Here is an 18,995-nt window from a genome sequence, read left to right as displayed (position 1 = left end):
GGGCCGGCCCTGTCTGTACGGGTCCTCGGCCGCGGCTCCAGCGTAGACGTATTTCGTCCCGTGCCGCCCGGTTCCACCCCAGGTCCGCGCAGAGGCCGGGGGCGGACGTCCAGCGGCGCACGGTCCCGCTCTCCGGGCGCGGACCCGGTCTCCCGCCGGGTGTCGGTGATCCGGCGCCCCCTCCGGGCGCGGCAGGGGCGTCGGCGTGCGCCCGAGCGGCCCCCGGTACGTCAAGCGCGGTCGAGGCCACGGCCGTTCATCCGGTTGCGGCCGTCCGCCACGCCGTCGTGTTCAGTTCGTCCATCAGCCGGACGTCGTGTTCCTCCAGCGGGAAGACCCGTGCCCCGGCGTCCGGCGCGGCCGCGATCTCCAGGGCGTCGCCCTCGATGAGGTCGCCGCCCTCCTCGGTGGAGACCCAGGCCAGTATCGATGTGACCTTCCCGCCGGGGTCGAGCACGACCTCCTCGGGCCCCTCGTCGTTGCCGAACATCGATCCTCCCGCGTTCACGGGGACGGGGATGCGCTCACCGTCGTCACCCAGCGCCCGGACCGACGGGTAGCCGTGGACGCGGTACGGCCGCTTCCCGCAGTTGGTGAGCGTGAGCGTGACGGCGCGGTGGAACATCGCGGCCTCGACGGGCCCCATGTCCACGACGGCGCCGGATGCCGGACAGCCACCGGCCGGCACCGAGGGGCTCGGCGCACCCTGGGCGGGGGCGTCCGTCGTGACCCCTGGAGCAGGGGCCGGGGCGGGGCCTGCCGTCCGCTCCTCAGCCGCCCGGCTCCGTTCCGGCTCCCCCTCACCCGCCGGGACGAGGAATCCGGCACAGCCGGACAACGTCAGTGCCGCGGCCGCCGTGAGCACGGCCGCCGGGACCGTCTTCCGCACGCGCATTCCGTGTACCCCACCCCTGGAACGGTCCGTCGCCGATCTGTTCGATCATGCCAGACAGCGGGTTCACCGTTCAGCATCCGTTGCCACTCACCCCAAGCAGATCTAAGTGGACCCGCGCGGACCGGGGGCGGAGACTGCGGACATGACTTCGCACACCGCCGGGCCCTTCGGCCGCGCACTCTGCGCCATGATCACGCCGTTCACCGCCACAGGTGGTCTGGATCTGGACGCCGCCCGCCGACATGCCGCCGGCCTCGTCGCGGACGGCTGCGACGGCCTCGTGCTCAGCGGCACCACAGGCGAGTCGCCGACCACGACGGACGAGGAGAAGACCGCGCTGCTGCGCGCGGTCCGGGAGGAGGTCGGCGCCTCGGTCCCGCTGATCGCGGGGGTGGGAAGCTCCGACACCCGGCACACGGTCCGGCTCGCGCAGGAGGCCGAGGCGGCGGGCGCGGACGGCCTGCTGGTGGTGACCCCGTACTACAGCCGCCCGCCGCAGGCCGCCGTGGAGGCGCACTTCCTCAAGGTCGCGGAGGCGACCGGCATCGGGCTGATGCTGTACGACATCCCGGGCCGCACCGGCACGCGCGTCGAACCGGCGACGCTGCTGCGTCTGGCGCGCCACCCGCGCGTCCTGGCGGTCAAGGACTGTTCGTACGACCTGCTCGCGGCCACCGGGGTGATGGCGCGGACCTCGCTGGCGTACTACTCGGGCTGCGAGGAACTGAACCTCCCGATGTACGCGATCGGCGGGGCGGGTTACGTCAGCACGGTCGCCAACGCGGTCCCCCGTCAGATGCGGGCCGTGCTGGACGCGTTCGACGCCGGTGACACCGCGGAGGCGGCACGCCTCAACGGGCTGGTCGCCCCGCTGGTCGAGGCCATGATGGCCGCCGGGCTGCCCGGCACGGTCACCGCGAAGGCGCTGCTGGGCGCGGGCCCGGTCCGTGAACCGCTGCAGCCCGCCGGCCGTGAGGCGGCCGCCGGGCTGCGTGGGCTGTACGAGGAACTCCTCGCCGCTACCGACTAGTCGTTGCTGTGCAGGACGTCGTTGAGCCCGTCCCACACCGCGTTGTTCGGCCGGGCCTCGACGGCGCCGGAGACCGAGTTGCGGCGGAAGAGGATGTTCGAGGCGCCGGACAGCTCGCGCGCCTTGACGATCTGCCCGTCCGGCATCGTGACCCGGGTGCCTGCCGTGACGTACAGCCCGGCCTCGACGACGCACTCGTCGCCGAGCGCGATCCCGATGCCGGCCTCGGCGCCGATCAGGCAGCGCTTCCCGATGGCGATGCGCTCCTTGCCGCCGCCGGACAGCGTGCCCATGGTGGAGGCGCCGCCGCCGATGTCGGACCCGTCGCCGATGACGACGCCCGCGGAGATGCGGCCCTCGACCATGGAGGTGCCGAGGGTGCCCGCGTTGAAGTTGACGAAGCCCTCGTGCATCACGGTCGTGCCGGAGGCGAGGTGCGCCCCGAGCCTGACCCGGTCGGCGTCCGCGATCCGCACGCCCTTGGGCGCGACGTAGTCCGTCATCCGGGGGAACTTGTCCACGGAGGTGACCTGGAGGTGCAGGCCCTCGGCGCGGGCGTTCAGCCGGACCTTCTCCAGGTCGTCCACGGCCACCGGACCGAGCGACGTCCAGGCGACGTTGGCGAGGAAGCCGAAGATGCCGTCGAGGTTCTGGCCGTGCGGCTGGACGAGACGGTGCGAGAGCAGGTGCAGCCGCAGGTAGGTGTCGTGCGCGTCCAGCGGCTTGTCGTCCAGCGAGGAGATGACCGTGGACACGGCGACGACCTCCACCCCGCGGCGCGCGTCCACGCCGATGGCCTTGGCGGCACCCTCGCCGAGGCGGTTCACCGCCTCCTCGGGGCTCAGACGCTGCGTGCCGGCCGGCCCGGGCTCGGCGGCGAGCTCGGGGGCGGGGAACCAGGTGTCGAGGACGGTGCCGTCACCGGCGATGGTGGCGAGGCCGGCGGCGACGGCGCCGGTGGTGCGGGCGGAGCCCTGGGAAGTCGAGTCGGTCATGCACAGAACCTAACCGTCCGAGCCCCGCGCGGGCGAACCGGTCCCGGGTGCCGGAGCGTGTCCGTCCGTCTCCCGCCGGCCCGGCTGCCGCCCGGGGCCCCGGGCGTCGCCGTCACCCGGCCGTGCGGCGCCGTGCCGGGCCACGCCCCGAGGGAGCCCGCACGCCGGGGCGCCGTCCGACCGCGCTCAGCCGGCCGGCCCCTCGGCGATCCTGGCGAGCATCTCCCTGGTGTACTCCGGGTCGAACTCGCCCCCGGTCAGGAGCGCCTGGAGGCAGATCCCGTCCACCAGCGCCGTGAGCGCCCGTGCGGTCGCCGGGTCGGTGCGGTGGGCGATCGGCGCGACCAGCGCGTCGGCCCACTCGCCGGCGACCGGCCGCAGGGCGGGCCGTCGCAGCGCCGCGAGATACAGCTCGTACTCCAGCTCCATCGGCCCGCGCCCACCCGAGAACCACTCCCCCAGCAGCCGGGTCAGCGCGTCGGCGAGGGGGACGGCCGGGTCGGAGAGATGGGGCCCCTCCCGGACCATCCGGGCGAAGTTCTCGTTGCACCGGCGGAGCGCGGCGACCAGCAGTTCGTCCAGCGACGCGAAGTGATACGTCGTCGAGCCGAGCGGCACATCGGCCTCAGCGGCCACGGTGCGGTGACTGAGGCCGGCGATGCCCTTGGCGCCGACGACGCGGATGGCGGCCTCGATGATGCGCTCGCGCCGCTCGGGATCGTGCCTGCGGGCCATCAGTGGGCCCCTCCGAGATTGAGGACCACGACCCCGGCGATGATCAGCGCGATGCCGGCCAGCTTGGCGAGGCCCGCGGGCTCGCCCATCCAGAGAACCCCGATGGCGGCGACGGCGGCGGTGCCCACCCCCGCCCAGATGGCATAGGCGGTGCCGATCGAGAGCGTCTTGAGCGTCTGGGCGAGCAGCGTGAACGCCAGGATGTAGCCCACGACCGTGACGAGCGAGGGCCACAGCCGGGTGAAGCCCTCGCTGTACTTCATGGCCGTCGTCGCGGCCACCTCCGCCGCGATGGCCGCGGCCAGCAGTCCGTATCCCATGTGTACAAGCGTACACAACGATGTGTACGGACGTACACATCCGTGCGCGCCCCCATCCCGCCCGGACCGGACGGATCGCGCCGGAGCCGGGAAGCTACGGTGTCCGCACCGGTACGGCTTGATGACGACCGGACGATACGAACAACGGAGCAGTGGTGGCGCAGGACGCAGGGTGGGGCGGGGGCGCCTACGGGGGCGCGCAGCACGGTGGACATCCCTTCGGGGGGCCGCCCGGGTGGGGCGGCTGGGTGCCGCCGCCGAAGCCGGGGGTGATACCCCTCGCCCCGCTGGGGCTCGGGGACGTGCTGGGCGGGGCGTTCTCGACGATGGGCAGGTACTGGAAGCAGCTGTTCGGCATGGCCGCTGCGCTCTACGGCGGCGCCGCTCTCCTGATGGCGGCGGCGGTGGCCGTCGCCTACTCCGCCGTCTCCGACCATCTGCACCGGGTGGTGGCCCTCGACCACGACGAGACGGCCGCGTCCGCGGACGTCGTTCCGCTCGTGACCGCGGGCATCGTTCTCTGGTTGCTGAGCATCGTCGTCATCGCCGTCGTCTCCGGCCTGATGTACGCGGCGGTCCCCACGGTGCTGCAGGAGGCGGTACTCGGCAGGCCGATCGCGTTCGCGGCGGTGTGGCGCAGGGCCTGGGCCCGCGTCGCCCCCGTGATCGGCGCTCTGATCCTCACGTCGCTCGTGGCGATCGTGCCCGTCCTGCTCGTCATGGTCGCCTTCTTCGGGCTGATCGTCGGTGTCCTCACCATGGACAGCGGCAGCGGCAGCGGCGCCGCCATCGCCGCGTCGCTGGGCATCGTCGGCGCCCTGGCGACCGGGCCGCTGGCGGTCTGGCTCTGGATAAAGGTCTGCCTGGCACCGGCGACCGTGGTCTTCGAGGGCCAGGGTCCCGTCGCCGCGCTGCGCCGCTCCGCCCAGCTGGTGAAGGGCGACTGGTGGCGCGTCTTCGGCATCACCCTGCTGGCCGGGCTGATGGCGGCCGTGGCCGGCTACGTCATCCAGATCCCGTTCACGTTCCTCGGCCTGTTCCCCGGCATGATCGGGACGGCGTCGCTGGACGAGGACCCGAGCCCCGCGGCAGTGGTGGTGGCGATGAGCGGCTACCTGATCGCGACCATGCTGGGGATGACGCTGAGCCAGATCATCTCCACGACGTTCCCGCAACTGGTGACCGGCCTGCTCTACGTCGACCGGCGGATCCGGACGGAGAACCTCGGCCCGGTACTGGCCGAGGCCGCGGGCGTACCCCCGCAGGGCTTCCCCCACCAGGGGCCCGTCCCGCCGCCGTACGGGGGCGGGACACCGCAGTGGTGACCCGTCCGGTAGCCGGGGGGTGACGCCGGAGGCCCGCCGCACCATGAGGGCGGGCCTCCGGCTGCCTCGCCGTCCCGTCATCCGCGAGGCACCACTTCACCCGGCCCCCTCCGGGGCGCCGCGTCCGCGCAGCGTGCGTCGGGGACCTCCCGAACGGACACACGCGGGGCACCTTCGCCGAGGGAACGCACCTCGAAGGCGTGGCAGGCCTCCACCGTCACCGCGCTCACGAAGATGAAGGCCCGCGGCGGCCCGAGGCCCGACAGCCCCGCGACGACCGTGACCGAGCCGCCGCGCCTCTCGATCTCCGCGACCCCGTTCGTCCCCGCCACCGCGGGGAACAACGCATCGGTCTCCGCGTCCGTCAGCATGCCGTCCGCCCCTGCCGACACCAGGCGCTCCCGGTGCCTCTCGACGTTCTCCCGCAGGTCCGCGCGCGCCGCGTCCTCGTCCCGGCCGGGCTGCGTCGCCAGCCAGATCCAGGCTCCCCCGACGGCTGCCAACGCCAGGGCGCACAGCGTCAGGCACCCGTTGAAGAGGCAGCCGCCTGCCGTGCCGGTCCGGACGCCTGGTCTTCTCCCCATGGGCGCAGTCTGCGCCGGCGGCGCGCCCCGGGCCGCCGATGACCTCAGATCGTTGCAGGAGGACGGCCCGGGCACCGCGTCACCGCGGGACCGGTACACCCCGGTCAGCCGCCCACCGTGAACCAGGTGGCGCGGGACTTCTTCCACTCGGCGTGGTCCAGGTCCTTCGCCTCGGTGCCGTCCCCGTAGAGATCGGCCGCCCCCGCGTCGGTGATCACCTGCGCACGTGTCCCCGTGACCGTCAGGTCCGGCACCGACACGACGGCCTCCCAGCCGCCCGGGTCGGTGGTGGGCAGGTCGGTCCGCTTCACCGGCGCGTGTCCGGCGACGCCGTCCCAGCTGTAGAGGGCATAGGGGGCGGAGTTGTCGTCGGCCGCCCAGGAGCCGGCCACGATCAGGTACTGGCCGGCGGCGTTCTTCCGGATGTCACGGACGGTCAGCCCTCCGAGGTCGAGCTCGACCGGTGTGCCGATGACGGCCTTCGCCCCGCTGCCGGCCACCTTGTCGAAGTTGGTCACGGGCACGAGCAGCGCCTTGCCGCCCGCCTTCGGCGGAACGAGGGGTGCGCGGAAGCCGATGTAGGCGGTGGTCGTCGAGCCGGGCGCGAACTCCAGGCCCTCGACGTTGAATCCGTCGATCTGCTTGGGCGCCTGGCCGTCCTCGGTGCCCGCGGCGAAGCCGTAGCGGTCGCCGTTCGCCTCGTCCCAGGCGACCAGGTCGTCGCGGAGCTTCCTGTACGAACCGCCGACCGTCAGCTGGGTGGCGGCGCCGGAGCCGGTCACCGTCGTGGTGAAGACCGTGTTGCGGGCGGACTTGTACTCGCCGTCCTTGTTGTTGCCCAGCGACCCCGTCCAGTAGACGGTGTTCCCGACCCGGGCCGCCCCCTCGATGTCGATCTCCTTGCTCAGTCCGAGCTTCGAGCCGACGTCCCAGGTCCGCACGGGCGCGCCGGAGACCGCGAGGTCGTACAGGCGCAGGGTGTTGGACTCGTCGTCCGCCACCACCGCGTAGCCGCCGCCGACGTCGACGGCCGCCGAGGCGTCCGACGACCCGGTCAGGTAGCGGGTGCCGGCGGAGTTCTGCACCGCGGCCGACGCGGCGTAGTGCAGCACCTCGGTCGCGGTCTTCCCGCCGAGCCCGGTGACCTTCAGGGTGAGGTCGGTGTACCCGCGGGCGTGCGCGGCGACGGAGACCTGACGGGTGGCCCCGGTGCCGGTGACGGTCACGTCGGAGACCGCGGCCACGGACGACCTGGAGCTGGCCGATGCGGTCACGGTGAGCGCCGAGACGTCCGCGCCGCTCTGCGCGACGGTCACGGCGACCAGCGGGTCACCGGTCGCCCCCACGGCGCCGGACAGGTAAGCGGCCGACAGTGCGATCGTCGGGGTCCCGTAACTCGCCGCGTGCGCGGGCACGTTGCCGCCCAGCGCGGCCAGTACGAGGATCCCGGCGGCGGCGAAGGCCGCCCGGCGGTTCCGGAGCGGAAGCTGATGCAGCACGGGGTGCCTCTCGTCGGCGTGGTGTCGAGGAGCAGGCTCCGTCCCCGGCGCCAACGGCGGGCACACGGCACGGGTACGGCGGACGAACAGCACGGGACGCCCGTGCGGTCCGGCGCGGACTCGCCGTCCCCGCCGGTGCGCGGAACGGCGAAACGGCCGTGGCCGCCAGGAGGACTGGCGGCCACGGCCGTTCACGCGGGTGGAGCGGGAGGTCGATCAGACGTTGAAGCCGAGCGCGCGGAGCTGCTCACGGCCGTCGTCGGTGATCTTGTCCGGGCCCCACGGCGGCATCCAGACCCAGTTGATCCGGAGCTCGTTGACGATGCCGTCGGTCGCGGACTTCGCCTGGTCCTCGATGACGTCGGTCAGCGGGCAGGCCGCGGACGTCAGCGTCATGTCGAGGGTGGCGATGTTGGCGTCGTCGATGTGGATGCCGTAGATCAGGCCCAGGTTGACGACGTCGATCCCCAGCTCGGGGTCGACCACGTCGTACAGCGCCTCGCGGACCTCCTCCTCGGAGGCCGGCTTGGTCGTGAGAGTCTCGTTCTCGCTCATGCGGTCTTCCCTTCGGACAGCGCCTGCGCCGTCGCGTCCTTCCACGCCATCCAGCTCAGCAGCGCGCACTTGACCCGGGCCGGGTACTTGGAGACGCCGGCGAACGCGACCGCGTCCTCCAGCACCTCCTCCATCGCGTCGTCCGGCTCCAGCTGACCCTTGGACTGCATCAGTTCCAGGAAGGTCTCCTGGATCTTCCGCGCCTCGCCGAGCTCCTTGCCGACCAGCAGCTCGTTGAGCACGGAGGCGCTGGCCTGGCTGATGGAGCAGCCCTGACCCTCGTAACTGACGTCGGCGACGGTCTCGCCGTCGTACTTCACGCGGAGCGTGATCTCGTCGCCGCACGTCGGGTTGACGTGGTGCACCTCGGCGTCGCCGTCCCGCAGGCCACGCCCGTGGGGGTGCTTGTAGTGGTCCAGGATCACTTCCTGGTACATGGAATCAAGCTTCACCAGTCAACCCTCTGCCGTCTAACCGAAAAAGTTCCGCACGTGCTCCAGCCCGTCCACCAGTGCGTCGACCTCGGCCGGCGTGGAGTACAGGTAGAACGACGCTCGCGTCGTCGCAGGAATTCCGTACCGCAGGCAGACCGGCCGTGCGCAGTGGTGTCCGACCCGGACGGCGATGCCCTGCTCGTCGAGCACCTGCCCCACGTCGTGGGGGTGGATGTCACCGAGCGTGAAGGAGATCGTCGCCCCGCGGTCCTCGGCCGTCGCAGGACCGATGATCCTCAGGTCGGGGACCTCCAGGAGCCGGCGCACCGCGTACTCGGTGATGGCCTGCTCGTGGCGGTGGATGTTCTCCATGCCGATGGCCGAGAGGTAGTCCACGGCCGCGCCGAGGCCGACGGCCTGCGCGATCGGGGGCGTACCGGCCTCGAACTTGTGGGGCGCCGGCGCGTACGTCGACGAGTGCATCGACACGGTCTCGATCATCTCGCCGCCGCCGAGGAAGGGCGGCAGGTCCTCCAGGAGTTCCTGCCGTCCCCAGAGCACGCCGATGCCGGTGGGGCCGACCATCTTGTGGCCGGTGAAGGCCACGAAGTCGGCCTGCAGCGCCTGCACGTCGAGCACCATGTGCGGGGCGGCCTGCGAGGCGTCGATGCAGACCAGCGCGCCGACCTGCTGGGCACGGCGGATGATCTTCTCCACCGGGTTGATCGTGCCCATGATGTTGGAGACCAGGGTGAAGGAGACGATCTTCGTCTTCTCCGTGATGATCTCGTCGATGTTCGACAGGTCGAGCCTGCCGTCGTCCGTGATGCCGAACCACTTCAGCTTCGCGCCGGTGCGCTGCGAGAGCAGCTGCCACGGCACGATGTTGGAGTGGTGCTCCATCTCCGTGGTGACGATCTCGGTGTCGCTGTCGACCCGGTAGGGCTCATCCGCCCAGCCGAGCATGTTCGCGACGAGGTTGAGCGACTCCGAGGCGTTCTTGGTGAAGATCACCTCGTTGCGGCTGGGTGCGTTGATGAAGGCGGCGACCTTGTCGCGGGCGCCTTCGTACAGCGCGGTGGCCTCCTCCGCGATGGTGTACACACCGCGGTGGACGTTGGCGTTGTGCCGCTCGTAGTACTCACTGAGGGCATCGAGCACCTGGCGCGGCTTCTGCGAGGTCGCCGCGCTGTCCAGGTACACGACCTTCTTGCCGTCGTGGACCGTGCGGTCCAGGATCGGGAAGTCCTTGCGGATCGCCTCGGTGTCGAGGAGGCCGGAGAGCCCCTGTCGGGCGTCAGTCACGCGACCGTACCTCCTGAGTTCGCTCCGCTCACGGGGCCACCCTTCACATATGCCTCGTAGCCCTCGTTCTCCAGCTTGTCGGCCAGCTCGGCGCCGCCGGACTCGGCGATGCGGCCGTTGGCGAAGACGTGCACGAAGTCGGGCTTGATGTAGCGGAGGATCCGCGTGTAGTGGGTGATCAGCAGGGTGCCGACCTCGCCGCCCTCACGGACCCGGTTGACGCCCTCGGAGACGACGCGCAGGGCGTCGACGTCCAGGCCGGAGTCGGTCTCGTCGAGGATCGCGACCTTCGGCTTGAGGAGCTCCAGCTGGAGGATCTCGTGGCGCTTCTTCTCGCCGCCGGAGAAGCCCTCGTTGACGTTGCGCTCGGCGAAGGCGGGGTCCATCTGGAGCCCGGCCATCGTCTCCTTGACCTCCTTGACCCACGTACGCAGCTTGGGGGCCTCGCCGCGGACGGCGGTGGCGGAGGTGCGCAGGAAGTTGGAGACCGAGACACCGGGGATCTCGACCGGGTACTGCATGGCGAGGAACAGGCCGGCGCGGGCCCGCTCGTCGACGGACATCTCCAGGACGTCCTCGCCGTCCAGGGTCACCGTGCCACTCGTGATCGTGTACTTGGGGTGACCAGCGAGCGAGTAGGCGAGGGTGGACTTGCCGGACCCGTTCGGGCCCATGATGGCGTGCGTCTCGCCCTGCTTCACGGTCAGGTCGACGCCCTTGAGGATCTCCTTCGTGGCGTTGTCGGCCTCGACGGAGACGTGCAGGTCGCGGATTTCAAGCGTTGCCATGGGTGACTCAGGACTCCTGGGTGACGGAGACGAGCACATCGTCCCCTTCGATCTTTACGGGGTATACGGGGACGGGGCGCGTCGCGGGAAGACCGGACGGCTTGCCGGTGCGGAGGTCGAAGCTCGATCCGTGCAGCCAGCACTCGATCGCGCAGTCCTCCACCTCGCCCTCCGACAGCGAGACGTTCGCGTGCGAGCAGATGTCGTTGATCGCGAACACCTCGCCCTCGGTGCGGACGACGGAGACCGGCGTGCCGTCGAGCTCCACCCTCTTCGGGGTGTCGTCCTCCAGCTCGCTCAGCGCACAGGCTTTGACGAAGGCCATCTCAGACCGACGCCTTCAGCTCGGCCTCGATCTTGTCGAGGAGCCGGTCCTCGACGTCCGGCAGGCCGATCTGCTGGACCAGCTCGGCGAAGAAGCCGCGCACGACGAGCCGGCGGGCCTCCTCGGCCGGGATACCGCGGGACTGCAGGTAGAACAGCTGCTCGTCGTCGAACCGCCCGGTGGCCGAGGCGTGTCCGGCGCCGACGATCTCGCCGGTCTCGATCTCCAGGTTCGGTACGGAGTCGACCCGGGCACCGTCGGTGAGGACCAGGTTGCGGTTCATCTCGTAGGTGTCGGTGCCCTCGGCCGCGGCCTGGATGAGCACGTCACCGATCCACACGGCGTGGGCGTCCTCGCCCTGGAGCGCGCCCTTGTACACCGCGTTGGACTTGCAGTGCGGCGTGTTGTGGTCGACCAGGAGGCGGTGCTCCTGGTGCTGGCCCTTGTCGGTGAAGTAGAGGCCGAAGAGCTCGGCCTCCCCGCCGGGGGCGGCGTAGGCGACCCGCGGGTGGAGACGGACGAGGTCCCCGCCGAACGTCACGATGATCGACTTGAACGAGGCGTCGCGGCCGACCAGCGCGTTGTGCTGGCCGACGTGCACGGCCGTGTCGTCCCAGTCCTGGACGGAGACGACGGTCAGCTTGGCACCGTCGCCCAGGACGTAGTCGACGTTGGCCGCGAGCACGGCGTCACCGGTGTGGTCGATGACGACGACTGCCTCGGCGAAGGCTTCCAGCTCGATGACCTGGTGGCCGTAGGCCACGCCGCCCTCGCCGTGCACGGTGATCCGGACCGGCTCGCTGAGCACGGCCTCCTTGGCGACCGTGACGACCGAGGCGTGCTGGAAGGACGAGTACGCCTGGGCGGCGACCCGGTCCACCGGGGTGCCCGCCCTGCCGAGCCGCGCGTCGTCGCGTCCGACGGTCTCGACCGTGACGCCGGAGGGCGCCTCGACGACGACCTTGACCCCGTCACCGGTGGCGACGGCGGTGCCGTCGTGCAGACCGCGCAGGCGGTCCAGCGGCGTGAACCGCCACTCCTCCTCACGGCCGTGCGGGACCGGGAAGTCCGCGACGTCGAAGGAGGGGGGCGCGCTCATGCGCGTGGCGACGGTGGACTCGGCCGCCACCGCGATGGACCCGGCGGTGGTGGAGCCCGCAGGGATGTTCTGAGCCTCAGCCATGGCTGTCGTAGTGCTCGCTTTCTCAGTCAAGAACTCTTCGGGACGCGGTCGGCGGGCGTACTAGCCGACCGAGCCCTCCATCTGCAGCTCGATCAGCCGGTTGAGCTCGAGGGCGTACTCCATCGGCAGCTCCTTGGCGATCGGCTCGACGAAGCCGCGCACGATCATCGCCATGGCCTCGAACTCCGTCATGCCGCGGCTCATCAGGTAGAAGAGCTGGTCCTCGGAGACCTTGGAGACGGTCGCCTCGTGCCCCATCGACACGTCGTCCTCGCGGACGTCCACGTAGGGGTAGGTGTCGGAGCGGGAGATCGTGTCCACGAGGAGCGCGTCGCACAGCACGTTGGACTTGGCGCCCGGCGCACCCTCGCCGATCTCGATGAGACCGCGGTAGGAGGTGCGGCCGCCGCCTCGCGCCACCGACTTGGAGACGATGTTGGAGGAGGTGTTCGGAGCCATGTGGACCATCTTGGCGCCGGCGTCCTGGTGCTGGCCCTCGCCCGCGAAGGCGATGGACAGGGTCTCGCCCTTGGCGTGCTCGCCCATCAGGTAGACGGCCGGGTACTTCATGGTGACCTTGGAGCCGATGTTGCCGTCGACCCACTCCATGGTCGCGCCCTCGTAGGCCACGGCGCGCTTGGTGACCAGGTTGTAGACGTTGTTCGACCAGTTCTGGATGGTCGTGTAGCGGCAGCGGCCGCCCTTCTTCACGATGATCTCGACGACCGCGGAGTGCAGCGAGTCCGAGGAGTAGATCGGCGCGGTGCAGCCCTCGACGTAGTGGACGTAGGCGTCCTCGTCGACGATGATCAGCGTCCGCTCGAACTGGCCCATGTTCTCCGTGTTGATACGGAAGTAGGCCTGGAGCGGGATCTCGACGTGCACGCCCTTCGGCACGTAGATGAAGGAGCCGCCGGACCACACGGCGGAGTTCAGCGAGGCGAACTTGTTGTCACCGACGGGGATGACGGTGCCGAAGTACTCCTTGAAGAGCTCCGGGTGCTCCTTCAGCGCGGTGTCGGTGTCCATGAAGATGACACCCTGCGCCTCGAGCTCCTCGTTGATCTGGTGGTAGACCACCTCGGACTCGTACTGCGCGGCGACACCGGCGACGAGGCGCTGCTTCTCCGCCTCGGGGATGCCGAGCTTGTCGTACGTGTTCTTGATGTCCTCGGGCAGGTCCTCCCAGGACTCCGCCTGCTTCTCGGTGGACCGGACGAAGTACTTGATGTTGTCGAAGTCGATCCCCGACAGGTCCGAGCCCCAGTTCGGCATCGGCTTCTTGTCGAACAGCTTCAGGCCCTTGAGCCTGAGCTTGAGCATCCACTCGGGCTCGTTCTTCTTGTCCGAGATGTCGCGGACGACAGCTTCGGACAGGCCGCGCTTCGCCGCCGCGCCTGCCGCGTCGGAGTCGGCCCAGCCGAATTCGTACGTGCCCAGGCCATCGAGCTCAGGGTGGGCAGTCTCCGTAGGGAGCGTCATGCGGGGTTCCTCCCGGCCGTACTTGCAGATGCTGAATGAGTGGTCTGTGGAGCCTGTGGAGCCTGTGGTGCCGTGGGGCTGCCGCGCGGAACGAACGTCGTGCACACACCGTCGCCGTGGGCGAGGGTGGCGAGACGCTGCACATGGGTCCCGAGCAGACTGGAGAAGAATTCCGTCTCCGCCTCGCACAGCTGCGGGAACTGCTCGGCTACGTGCGCGACCGGGCAGTGGTGCTGGCACAACTGCTCACCCTGCTGGGAGCCCGGCGCGCTGCGCGCCGTAGCAGCGTACCCGTCGGCCGACAAGGCCCTGGCCAGGGCCTGGGTGCGGGCCTCGGGGTCCGCGGCCTCGATCACGGCCCGGTACGTCTCGGACTGGGAGGCCATCCTGGCGCGGGCGAAGGCGACGAGCGCCTCGTCCCCGGCGGTGTCGGCGATCCAGCGGAGCGCGTCGGCGGCGAGCTTGTCGTAGGACTGGTCGAACGCGTCCCGGCCGCAGTCGGTGAGCGCGAAGACCTTGGCCGGACGGCCACGGGTCCGCGTCCCGTACACCCGCTGCTCGCGGGCCTCGACCACGTCGTCGGAGACGAGGGCGTCGAGGTGACGGCGCACGGCTGCCTGGGTCAGGCCGACGCGCTTCGCCAGATCGGCGACGGTGGACGGGCCGTGGTCCAGGATGGAGCGCGCGACCCTGTTGCGCGTCGAGCGCTCACCGGTCGCGAGTTCCTCCTGAGGAGCCTCGCCAGCGTATTTCACAACGCCATTGTTGCGTAATTCCTTCGGGCCTGACAACCCGCCCCTGAACCGGGCGCGGTGCCCTTCATCACTAAGGCAGACCTAAGTTGACCTGCGGAAACGGATGATCACGGCGTCGCGCCGCAGGTGGGCGCCGTCCCGGCCGCCCCGGGGCGAGCCGCTCCCGGGCTCCGGGGGAACGCTCCGGATGCGTCCGGGCACAGCGGGGAACCCGGCGCGCCGGACGCGTTTCGGGCCCGCCTAGACTTGCCCGCCATGAGCAGTGAGCCCGTCGTACAGGCCAGGGGCCTCGTCAAGCGGTACGGCACCAAGAAGGCGGTCGACGGCCTCGACCTGGAGGTCTCGGCGGGCGCGGTGACCGCGGTCCTCGGACCCAACGGCGCCGGCAAGACCACCACGGTCGAGACCTGCGAGGGCTACCGGCGGCCGGACGGCGGTACCGTCCGGGTCCTCGGTCTGGACCCGGTCGCGGACGCCGCCGCACTCCGTCCCCGTATCGGCGTGATGCTGCAGTCCGGCGGTGTCTACCCCGGCGCCCGCGCCGACGAGATGCTGCGCCACATGGCCAAGCTCCACGCCCACCCGCTGGACGTCGGCGCGCTCGTCGAGCGGCTCGGACTCGGCGGCTGCGGCCGGACCACCTACCGCCGGCTCTCCGGCGGGCAGCAGCAGCGCCTCGCCCTCGCCATGGCCGTCGTCGGCCGCCCCGAGCTGGTCTTCCTGGACGAGCCGACGGCGGGCCTCGACCCGCAGGCCCGCCGCGCGACCTGGGACCTGATCCGGGAGCTGCGCGCCGACGGGGTGTCGATCGTCCTCACCACGCACTTCATGGACGAGGCCGAGCAGCTCGCCGACGACGTCGCCGTCATCGACGCGGGGCAGGTCATCGCCCAGGGCAGCCCCGATCAGCTCTGCCGCGGCGGCGCCGAGAACACCCTGCGCTTCACCGGCCGCCCCGGCCTGGACCTCGGCTCGCTCCTGAAGGCGCTGCCCGACGGCAGCGAGGCGGTGGAGCTGACCAGCGGCGCGTACCGCATCACCGGGCAGATCGACCCGGAGCTGCTGGCGACCGTCACCTCATGGTGCGCCCAGCACGGCGTGATGCCCGACGGCATCGCGGTGGAGCGGCACACCCTCGAGGACGTCTTCCTGGAACTGACCGGCAAGGAGCTGCGCGCATGAGCGCCGGTACGTACACCCCGCGCCCCGGCGCCGCCCCGCTTTCCCGCATGATCGCGGCGCAGGCCGCGCTGGAGACGCGGATGCTCCTGCGCAACGGCGAGCAGCTGCTGCTCACCGTGGTCATCCCGGCTCTGCTGCTCGTCCTGTTCAGCGCGGTCGACGTCGTCGACACGGGCGCGGGTGAGCCGGTCGACTTCCTGACGCCGGGCGTCCTGGCGCTCGCGGTGATGTCCACGGCCTTCACGGGCCAGGCCATCGCGACCGGGTTCGAACGGCGCTACGGCGTCCTCAAGCGGCTGGGCGCCTCGCCCCTGCCCCGCTGGGGCCTGATGACGGCCAAGACCCTCTCGGTGCTGGTCACGGAGGTGCTGCAGGTCGTCCTGCTGACGGTGATCGCCTTCGCGCTGGGCTGGTCGCCGCAGGGGAACCCGTTCTCCGTCCTGCTGCTGCTGGTCCTGGGCACCGTGGCCTTCTCCGGGCTGGGGCTGCTGATGGCGGGGACGCTGAAGGCCGAGGCGACGCTGGCCGCCGCCAACCTGGTCTTCCTGCTGCTGCTGGTCGGCGGCGGCGTCGTCGTGCCGCTGGACAGGTTCCCGGAGGCGGCACAGTCGGTCCTGGGCCTGCTGCCGATCTCGGCGCTCTCCGACGGGCTCAGGGACGTCCTGCAGCACGGCGCCGCGATGCCGTGGGGCGACGCGGCGGTCCTGGCCGTCTGGGCGGTGCTGGGGCTGGGTGCGGCGGCGCGGTTCTTCCGCTGGGAGTGAGGCCCCTCCCGGGGCGCCGTCCCGGGACAATGTCCGGGCTCACCCGGGAATGCCCACCCCTCGTGAAAACTTGCACAAGCCGTTCCTTACGATAGGGCGCGTGGAAACCCCCATCTCCTACATCGCCAAGCGCTGGACCCCGTCGGCGAAGACGGCCAAGCGAGCGGCGCTCGCCGCGGTGGTGATGAGCGTCTTCATCATCGTCACGGGCGGTGCGGTCCGGCTGACCGGATCGGGCCTGGGCTGCGACACCTGGCCCAAGTGCACCGACGACAGCCTCTTCGCCACCCCCGAGCAGGGTCTGCACGGTGCCATCGAGTTCGGCAACCGGATGCTGACCTACGTCCTGTCGGCCGCGGTCGGCTGGGCGATCATCGCGGCGCGCTCCCTGAAGCCCCGCAGGCGCGGTCTCACGCGCCTCGCCTGGTCACAGTTCTGGCTGGTGATGGGGAACGCCGTCATCGGCGGGATCACCGTGTGGGCCGGACTCAACCCGTGGTCGGTGGCCGGGCACTTCCTGCTCGCCAACTGCCTGCTCACCGTCGCCGTGGTCACCTGGGTGCGGATCGGCGAGGGCGACGGCACACCGCGCCCGCGCGCCCCGCGCCCGGTGCGGCAGCTGTCCTGGGCCGTCGTCGCCACCACGGTCCTGCTGATGGTGCTCGGCACCACGGTGACCGGCTCCGGCAAGCACGCCGGCGACAGCAGCGACCTGCCCCGCATGCCGTGGGACTGGACCGCCGCCGCGCACATCCACGCCATCGCCGCCTGGGTCGTCTGCGCCCTGGCCGTCGCGGTGTTCTTCGCCCTGCGCGTCGTGGACGCCCCCGCCGACACCCGGGCCCGCGCCCGTGACCTGCTGCTGGTGCTGCTGGCACAGGGCGCCGTCGGCTATGTGCAGTACTTCAGCGACGTACCCGAGATCCTGGTCGGGATCCACATGCTCGGCTCGTCCCTGATGTGGATCGCGGTGCTGCGCCTGCTGCTGTCGCTGCGCGAGCGCCCAGTGGGCGACGCCGGCGGCGTCCCCGCCCCGGCGGGCGGGCAGCGGCCGGAGCACGCCGCGGCCGTCTGACGGCCCGCACGGACACACGAGAGCCGCTGTCACCCCGGGCCCCTCAGGGGCGGGTGACAGCGGCTCTTCGTCGTACCGGTACCGGGTGCGTCAGCCCTTGTCGTTGGAGGGGCCGCCGACCTGGATGCCCGCCATCCGGGACCATTCGTACGGACCCGTGCGCACCTTGGCCGCGAACTCGCCGTCGAAGTCCTCGTGGACCGTGATTCCGGCCTTGCGCGTGGCGTCCTCGGCGATCGCGTAGGAGGGTGCGACGAGGTCGCCCCAGCCGCCGTCCTCACCGACCAGGACGATGCGGGTGCCCATCTGCCCGAGGTGGGCAAGCTGCCCCTCCGCACCGCCGTGCGCCTTGGCGAAGGCGTTGATCTGCTTGGCGAGCTTCGCAGCCCTGCGCTCGGCGCGGGCCGCGTGCTTGTCGTCCGTCTGCTGGGTCTGAGGCTCTGCCGTCTCTGCCATGGTCAGGATGCTACCGACGGGTAGATCGACTGGCGACGGGCGGGGGGCGTGGCGTCGGCCACGTCCCCCGCCCGTCGGCGGAGCGTCCGCGCGTGCGGACTACCTCAGGAAGGGGTCCACCGCGACGGCGACGAAGAGGAGCGAGACATAGGTGATGGACCAGTGGAACAGCCGCATCTCCTTGAGCTTGGCTCCGGTGACGCCGGACTTGGCCCTGTTCTGCAGGCCGTGGGCCTCCCAGAGCCAGAAGCCGCCGGTCAGTACGGCCACCAGGGTGTAGAACCACCCGGTGTAGCCCAGGGGGGTCAGCAGCAGCGAGACGCCGACCATCACCCAGCTGTAGATCACGATCTGGCGGGCGACCACCTGGTTGGAGGCGACGACCGGGAGCATCGGGACACCGACCCGGGCGTAGTCGTCCTTGACCTTCATCGACAGCGGCCAGTAGTGCGGCGGCGTCCAGAAGAAGATCACCGCGAAAAGAATGACCGCGGCCCAGCTCATGGAATTGGTCACCGCGGACCAGCCGATGAGCACCGGCATACAGCCGGCGATTCCGCCCCAGACGATGTTCTGCGAGGTGCGGCGCTTCAACAGCATCGTGTAGACGACGACGTAGAACAGAAGTGCGCCCAGTGCGAGTGCCGCGGAGAGCCAGTTGACGAGCAGTCCGAACCACACCGTGGAAATCACCGCGAGGGCGATTCCGAAGGCAAGGCACTCACGGGGGCTCACCATGCCGGTGACCAGCGGGCGCTGAGACGTACGGTCCATCAGCGCGTCGATGTCACGGTCGATATACATGTTGAGCGCATTGGCACCGCCCGCGGAGAGATATCCGCCGATGGTGGTGGTCACTACGAGCCAAAGATCGGGCACGCCCTGAGCGGCGAGGAACATCACCGGAACGGTGGTGATCAGCAGCAGCTCGATGATGCGCGGCTTGGTAAGAGCCACGAATGCCTTGATTCGGGCCCCGAACGGGCGCTGGCCCACTGGGCTCGGAGTCAAGGCGACCCCTGCGGGTCGGGACTCGACGGCCGTCACGCACACCCCTGACAGAGAAATCCCAGCAAGCTCCGGGCGGGAAGGCCCGGTAAAGACTTGCGCGAACCAGACCACTGTAGACGTTGGGCATACGCCGCCCTTCGCGGGGGTGGGGTCGTGTTGGGGTGGCGCAGAAGTGAACGGCGGCGCTCATACGGGAGGCGAACTCCGCAGGTCGCCCGCACTGTGGAAAGGGCAGAAGTAGGGCCTTGCGACGGGGGTAGGCTCGACAATGCCCGGTGCGGTAACCAGTCACCGGTT

Annotated in this window: 21 protein-coding genes; 5 read left to right on the top strand and 16 right to left on the bottom strand. The window is 70.8% G+C overall.

Going from position 1 to position 18,995, the window contains the following annotated elements:
* Window positions 1–256 precede the first annotated feature (256 nt).
* Window positions 257–895, bottom strand: a complete 639-nt coding sequence (locus LWJ43_RS25690; protein WP_277334568.1) for a DUF4232 domain-containing protein — start codon at window positions 893–895, stop codon at window positions 257–259.
* Window positions 896–1,037: 142 nt separating this feature from the next.
* On the opposite strand from LWJ43_RS25690, the gene dapA reads away from it, so the two are divergent.
* Entirely contained in the window at window positions 1,038–1,925 is an 888-nt protein-coding gene (dapA, locus tag LWJ43_RS25685; protein ID WP_277334567.1) for a 4-hydroxy-tetrahydrodipicolinate synthase, read from the top strand.
* Here the strand turns inward: dapA and dapD are convergent.
* From dapD to LWJ43_RS25670, 3 genes are all read right to left on the bottom strand, one after another.
* On the bottom strand, window positions 1,922–2,920 hold the full coding sequence (gene dapD, locus LWJ43_RS25680) for a 2,3,4,5-tetrahydropyridine-2,6-dicarboxylate N-succinyltransferase (protein ID WP_277334566.1): 999 nt from the start codon (window positions 2,918–2,920) through the stop codon (window positions 1,922–1,924). The genes dapA and dapD overlap by 4 nt on opposite strands.
* A gap of 186 nt (window positions 2,921–3,106) precedes the next feature.
* Window positions 3,107–3,655, bottom strand: coding sequence for a TetR/AcrR family transcriptional regulator (locus LWJ43_RS25675; protein WP_277334565.1), 549 nt, complete (start codon window positions 3,653–3,655; stop codon window positions 3,107–3,109).
* A complete protein-coding gene (locus LWJ43_RS25670) occupies window positions 3,655–3,975 on the bottom strand; it encodes a DMT family transporter (protein WP_277334564.1) in 321 nt (106 codons plus the stop codon). Before LWJ43_RS25670 ends, LWJ43_RS25675 begins: the two co-directional genes overlap by 1 nt.
* A gap of 155 nt (window positions 3,976–4,130) precedes the next feature.
* On the opposite strand from LWJ43_RS25670, the gene LWJ43_RS25665 reads away from it, so the two are divergent.
* Window positions 4,131–5,300 carry a DUF7847 domain-containing protein gene (locus LWJ43_RS25665; RefSeq protein ID WP_277334563.1) on the top strand — a complete coding sequence of 390 codons (1,170 nt, stop codon included), beginning with the start codon at window positions 4,131–4,133 and terminating at the stop codon, window positions 5,298–5,300.
* A 77-nt stretch (window positions 5,301–5,377) separates the two neighbouring features.
* On the opposite strand, the gene LWJ43_RS25660 is transcribed toward LWJ43_RS25665, so the two are convergent.
* From LWJ43_RS25660 to LWJ43_RS25615, 10 genes are all read right to left on the bottom strand, one after another.
* Window positions 5,378–5,884: a hypothetical protein gene (locus LWJ43_RS25660; RefSeq protein WP_277334562.1), complete on the bottom strand. Its 507-nt coding sequence runs from the start codon at window positions 5,882–5,884 to the stop codon at window positions 5,378–5,380.
* A gap of 104 nt (window positions 5,885–5,988) precedes the next feature.
* Entirely contained in the window at window positions 5,989–7,383 is a 1,395-nt protein-coding gene (locus LWJ43_RS25655) for a hypothetical protein (RefSeq protein WP_277334561.1), read from the bottom strand.
* 216 nt (window positions 7,384–7,599) lie between these two features.
* Window positions 7,600–7,938, bottom strand: a complete 339-nt coding sequence (locus tag LWJ43_RS25650; protein WP_014156915.1) for a metal-sulfur cluster assembly factor — start codon at window positions 7,936–7,938, stop codon at window positions 7,600–7,602.
* The gene (gene sufU, locus LWJ43_RS25645; protein WP_277334560.1) at window positions 7,935–8,390 is read right to left on the bottom strand and encodes a Fe-S cluster assembly sulfur transfer protein SufU; all 456 of its coding nucleotides are present in this window, start codon (window positions 8,388–8,390) and stop codon (window positions 7,935–7,937) included. The genes LWJ43_RS25650 and sufU overlap by 4 nt, the downstream gene beginning before the upstream one ends.
* Window positions 8,391–8,408: 18 nt before the next feature.
* The gene (locus LWJ43_RS25640; protein WP_277334559.1) at window positions 8,409–9,677 is read right to left on the bottom strand and encodes a cysteine desulfurase; all 1,269 of its coding nucleotides are present in this window, start codon (window positions 9,675–9,677) and stop codon (window positions 8,409–8,411) included.
* On the bottom strand, window positions 9,674–10,465 hold the full coding sequence (sufC, locus tag LWJ43_RS25635) for a Fe-S cluster assembly ATPase SufC (RefSeq protein WP_277334558.1): 792 nt from the start codon (window positions 10,463–10,465) through the stop codon (window positions 9,674–9,676). The genes LWJ43_RS25640 and sufC overlap by 4 nt, the downstream gene beginning before the upstream one ends.
* A gap of 7 nt (window positions 10,466–10,472) precedes the next feature.
* Window positions 10,473–10,790, bottom strand: a complete 318-nt coding sequence (locus LWJ43_RS25630) for a bifunctional 3-phenylpropionate/cinnamic acid dioxygenase ferredoxin subunit (protein ID WP_014156911.1) — start codon at window positions 10,788–10,790, stop codon at window positions 10,473–10,475.
* A 1-nt stretch (window position 10,791) separates the two neighbouring features.
* Entirely contained in the window at window positions 10,792–11,973 is a 1,182-nt protein-coding gene (sufD, locus tag LWJ43_RS25625; protein WP_277334557.1) for a Fe-S cluster assembly protein SufD, read from the bottom strand.
* A gap of 60 nt (window positions 11,974–12,033) precedes the next feature.
* Complete coding sequence (gene sufB / locus LWJ43_RS25620; RefSeq protein WP_277334556.1) at window positions 12,034–13,455, bottom strand: Fe-S cluster assembly protein SufB; 1,422 nt, start codon at window positions 13,453–13,455, stop codon at window positions 12,034–12,036.
* The gene (locus tag LWJ43_RS25615) at window positions 13,452–14,210 is read right to left on the bottom strand and encodes a helix-turn-helix transcriptional regulator (RefSeq protein ID WP_277334555.1); all 759 of its coding nucleotides are present in this window, start codon (window positions 14,208–14,210) and stop codon (window positions 13,452–13,454) included. The genes sufB and LWJ43_RS25615 overlap by 4 nt, the downstream gene beginning before the upstream one ends.
* A 255-nt stretch (window positions 14,211–14,465) precedes the next feature.
* On the opposite strand from LWJ43_RS25615, the gene LWJ43_RS25610 reads away from it, so the two are divergent.
* The 3 genes from LWJ43_RS25610 to LWJ43_RS25600 all read left to right on the top strand — a co-directional run bounded on the left by LWJ43_RS25610 (window position 14,466) and on the right by LWJ43_RS25600 (window position 17,231).
* Window positions 14,466–15,392 carry an ABC transporter ATP-binding protein gene (locus LWJ43_RS25610; protein ID WP_277334554.1) on the top strand — a complete coding sequence of 309 codons (927 nt, stop codon included), beginning with the start codon at window positions 14,466–14,468 and terminating at the stop codon, window positions 15,390–15,392.
* Window positions 15,389–16,156: an ABC transporter permease gene (locus LWJ43_RS25605; protein WP_277334553.1), complete on the top strand. Its 768-nt coding sequence runs from the start codon at window positions 15,389–15,391 to the stop codon at window positions 16,154–16,156. Before LWJ43_RS25610 ends, LWJ43_RS25605 begins: the two co-directional genes overlap by 4 nt.
* A 91-nt stretch (window positions 16,157–16,247) precedes the next feature.
* Window positions 16,248–17,231 (top strand): COX15/CtaA family protein, encoded by a 984-nt coding sequence (locus LWJ43_RS25600; RefSeq protein WP_277335991.1) that lies wholly within the window; start codon window positions 16,248–16,250, stop codon window positions 17,229–17,231.
* Between the two features lie 90 nt (window positions 17,232–17,321).
* On the opposite strand, the gene LWJ43_RS25595 is transcribed toward LWJ43_RS25600, so the two are convergent.
* Window positions 17,322–17,687: a hypothetical protein gene (locus LWJ43_RS25595; protein WP_277334552.1), complete on the bottom strand. Its 366-nt coding sequence runs from the start codon at window positions 17,685–17,687 to the stop codon at window positions 17,322–17,324.
* Window positions 17,688–17,786: 99 nt separating this feature from the next.
* Window positions 17,787–18,734 carry a heme o synthase gene (locus LWJ43_RS25590; RefSeq protein ID WP_277334551.1) on the bottom strand — a complete coding sequence of 316 codons (948 nt, stop codon included), beginning with the start codon at window positions 18,732–18,734 and terminating at the stop codon, window positions 17,787–17,789.
* Window positions 18,735–18,995: the final 261 nt, after the last annotated feature.

The sequence above is a fragment of the Streptomyces sp. JH34 genome (genome assembly GCF_029428875.1).
Lineage (GTDB): Bacteria > Actinomycetota > Actinomycetes > Streptomycetales > Streptomycetaceae > Streptomyces.
The sequence above is the reverse complement of the archived record's forward strand: the minus strand, read 5'-3'. Positions and strand labels throughout refer to the sequence as shown.

What these genes read in the sequence shown, in the direction of transcription:
- LWJ43_RS25690 (WP_277334568.1), bottom strand. Translation starts at nt 895, where the DNA reads ATGCGCGTGCGGAAGACGGTCCCGGCGGCCGTGCTCACGGCGGCCGCG.
- dapA (WP_277334567.1), top strand. Translation starts at nt 1,038, where the DNA reads ATGACTTCGCACACCGCCGGGCCCTTCGGCCGCGCACTCTGCGCCATG.
- dapD (WP_277334566.1), bottom strand. Translation starts at nt 2,920, where the DNA reads ATGACCGACTCGACTTCCCAGGGCTCCGCCCGCACCACCGGCGCCGTC.
- LWJ43_RS25675 (WP_277334565.1), bottom strand. Translation starts at nt 3,655, where the DNA reads ATGGCCCGCAGGCACGATCCCGAGCGGCGCGAGCGCATCATCGAGGCC.
- LWJ43_RS25670 (WP_277334564.1), bottom strand. Translation starts at nt 3,975, where the DNA reads ATGGGATACGGACTGCTGGCCGCGGCCATCGCGGCGGAGGTGGCCGCG.
- LWJ43_RS25660 (WP_277334562.1), bottom strand. Translation starts at nt 5,884, where the DNA reads ATGGGGAGAAGACCAGGCGTCCGGACCGGCACGGCAGGCGGCTGCCTC.
- LWJ43_RS25650 (WP_014156915.1), bottom strand. Translation starts at nt 7,938, where the DNA reads ATGAGCGAGAACGAGACTCTCACGACCAAGCCGGCCTCCGAGGAGGAG.
- sufC (WP_277334558.1), bottom strand. Translation starts at nt 10,465, where the DNA reads ATGGCAACGCTTGAAATCCGCGACCTGCACGTCTCCGTCGAGGCCGAC.
- LWJ43_RS25630 (WP_014156911.1), bottom strand. Translation starts at nt 10,790, where the DNA reads ATGGCCTTCGTCAAAGCCTGTGCGCTGAGCGAGCTGGAGGACGACACC.
- sufD (WP_277334557.1), bottom strand. Translation starts at nt 11,973, where the DNA reads ATGGCTGAGGCTCAGAACATCCCTGCGGGCTCCACCACCGCCGGGTCC.
- sufB (WP_277334556.1), bottom strand. Translation starts at nt 13,455, where the DNA reads ATGACGCTCCCTACGGAGACTGCCCACCCTGAGCTCGATGGCCTGGGC.
- LWJ43_RS25610 (WP_277334554.1), top strand. Translation starts at nt 14,466, where the DNA reads ATGAGCAGTGAGCCCGTCGTACAGGCCAGGGGCCTCGTCAAGCGGTAC.
- LWJ43_RS25605 (WP_277334553.1), top strand. Translation starts at nt 15,389, where the DNA reads ATGAGCGCCGGTACGTACACCCCGCGCCCCGGCGCCGCCCCGCTTTCC.
- LWJ43_RS25595 (WP_277334552.1), bottom strand. Translation starts at nt 17,687, where the DNA reads ATGGCAGAGACGGCAGAGCCTCAGACCCAGCAGACGGACGACAAGCAC.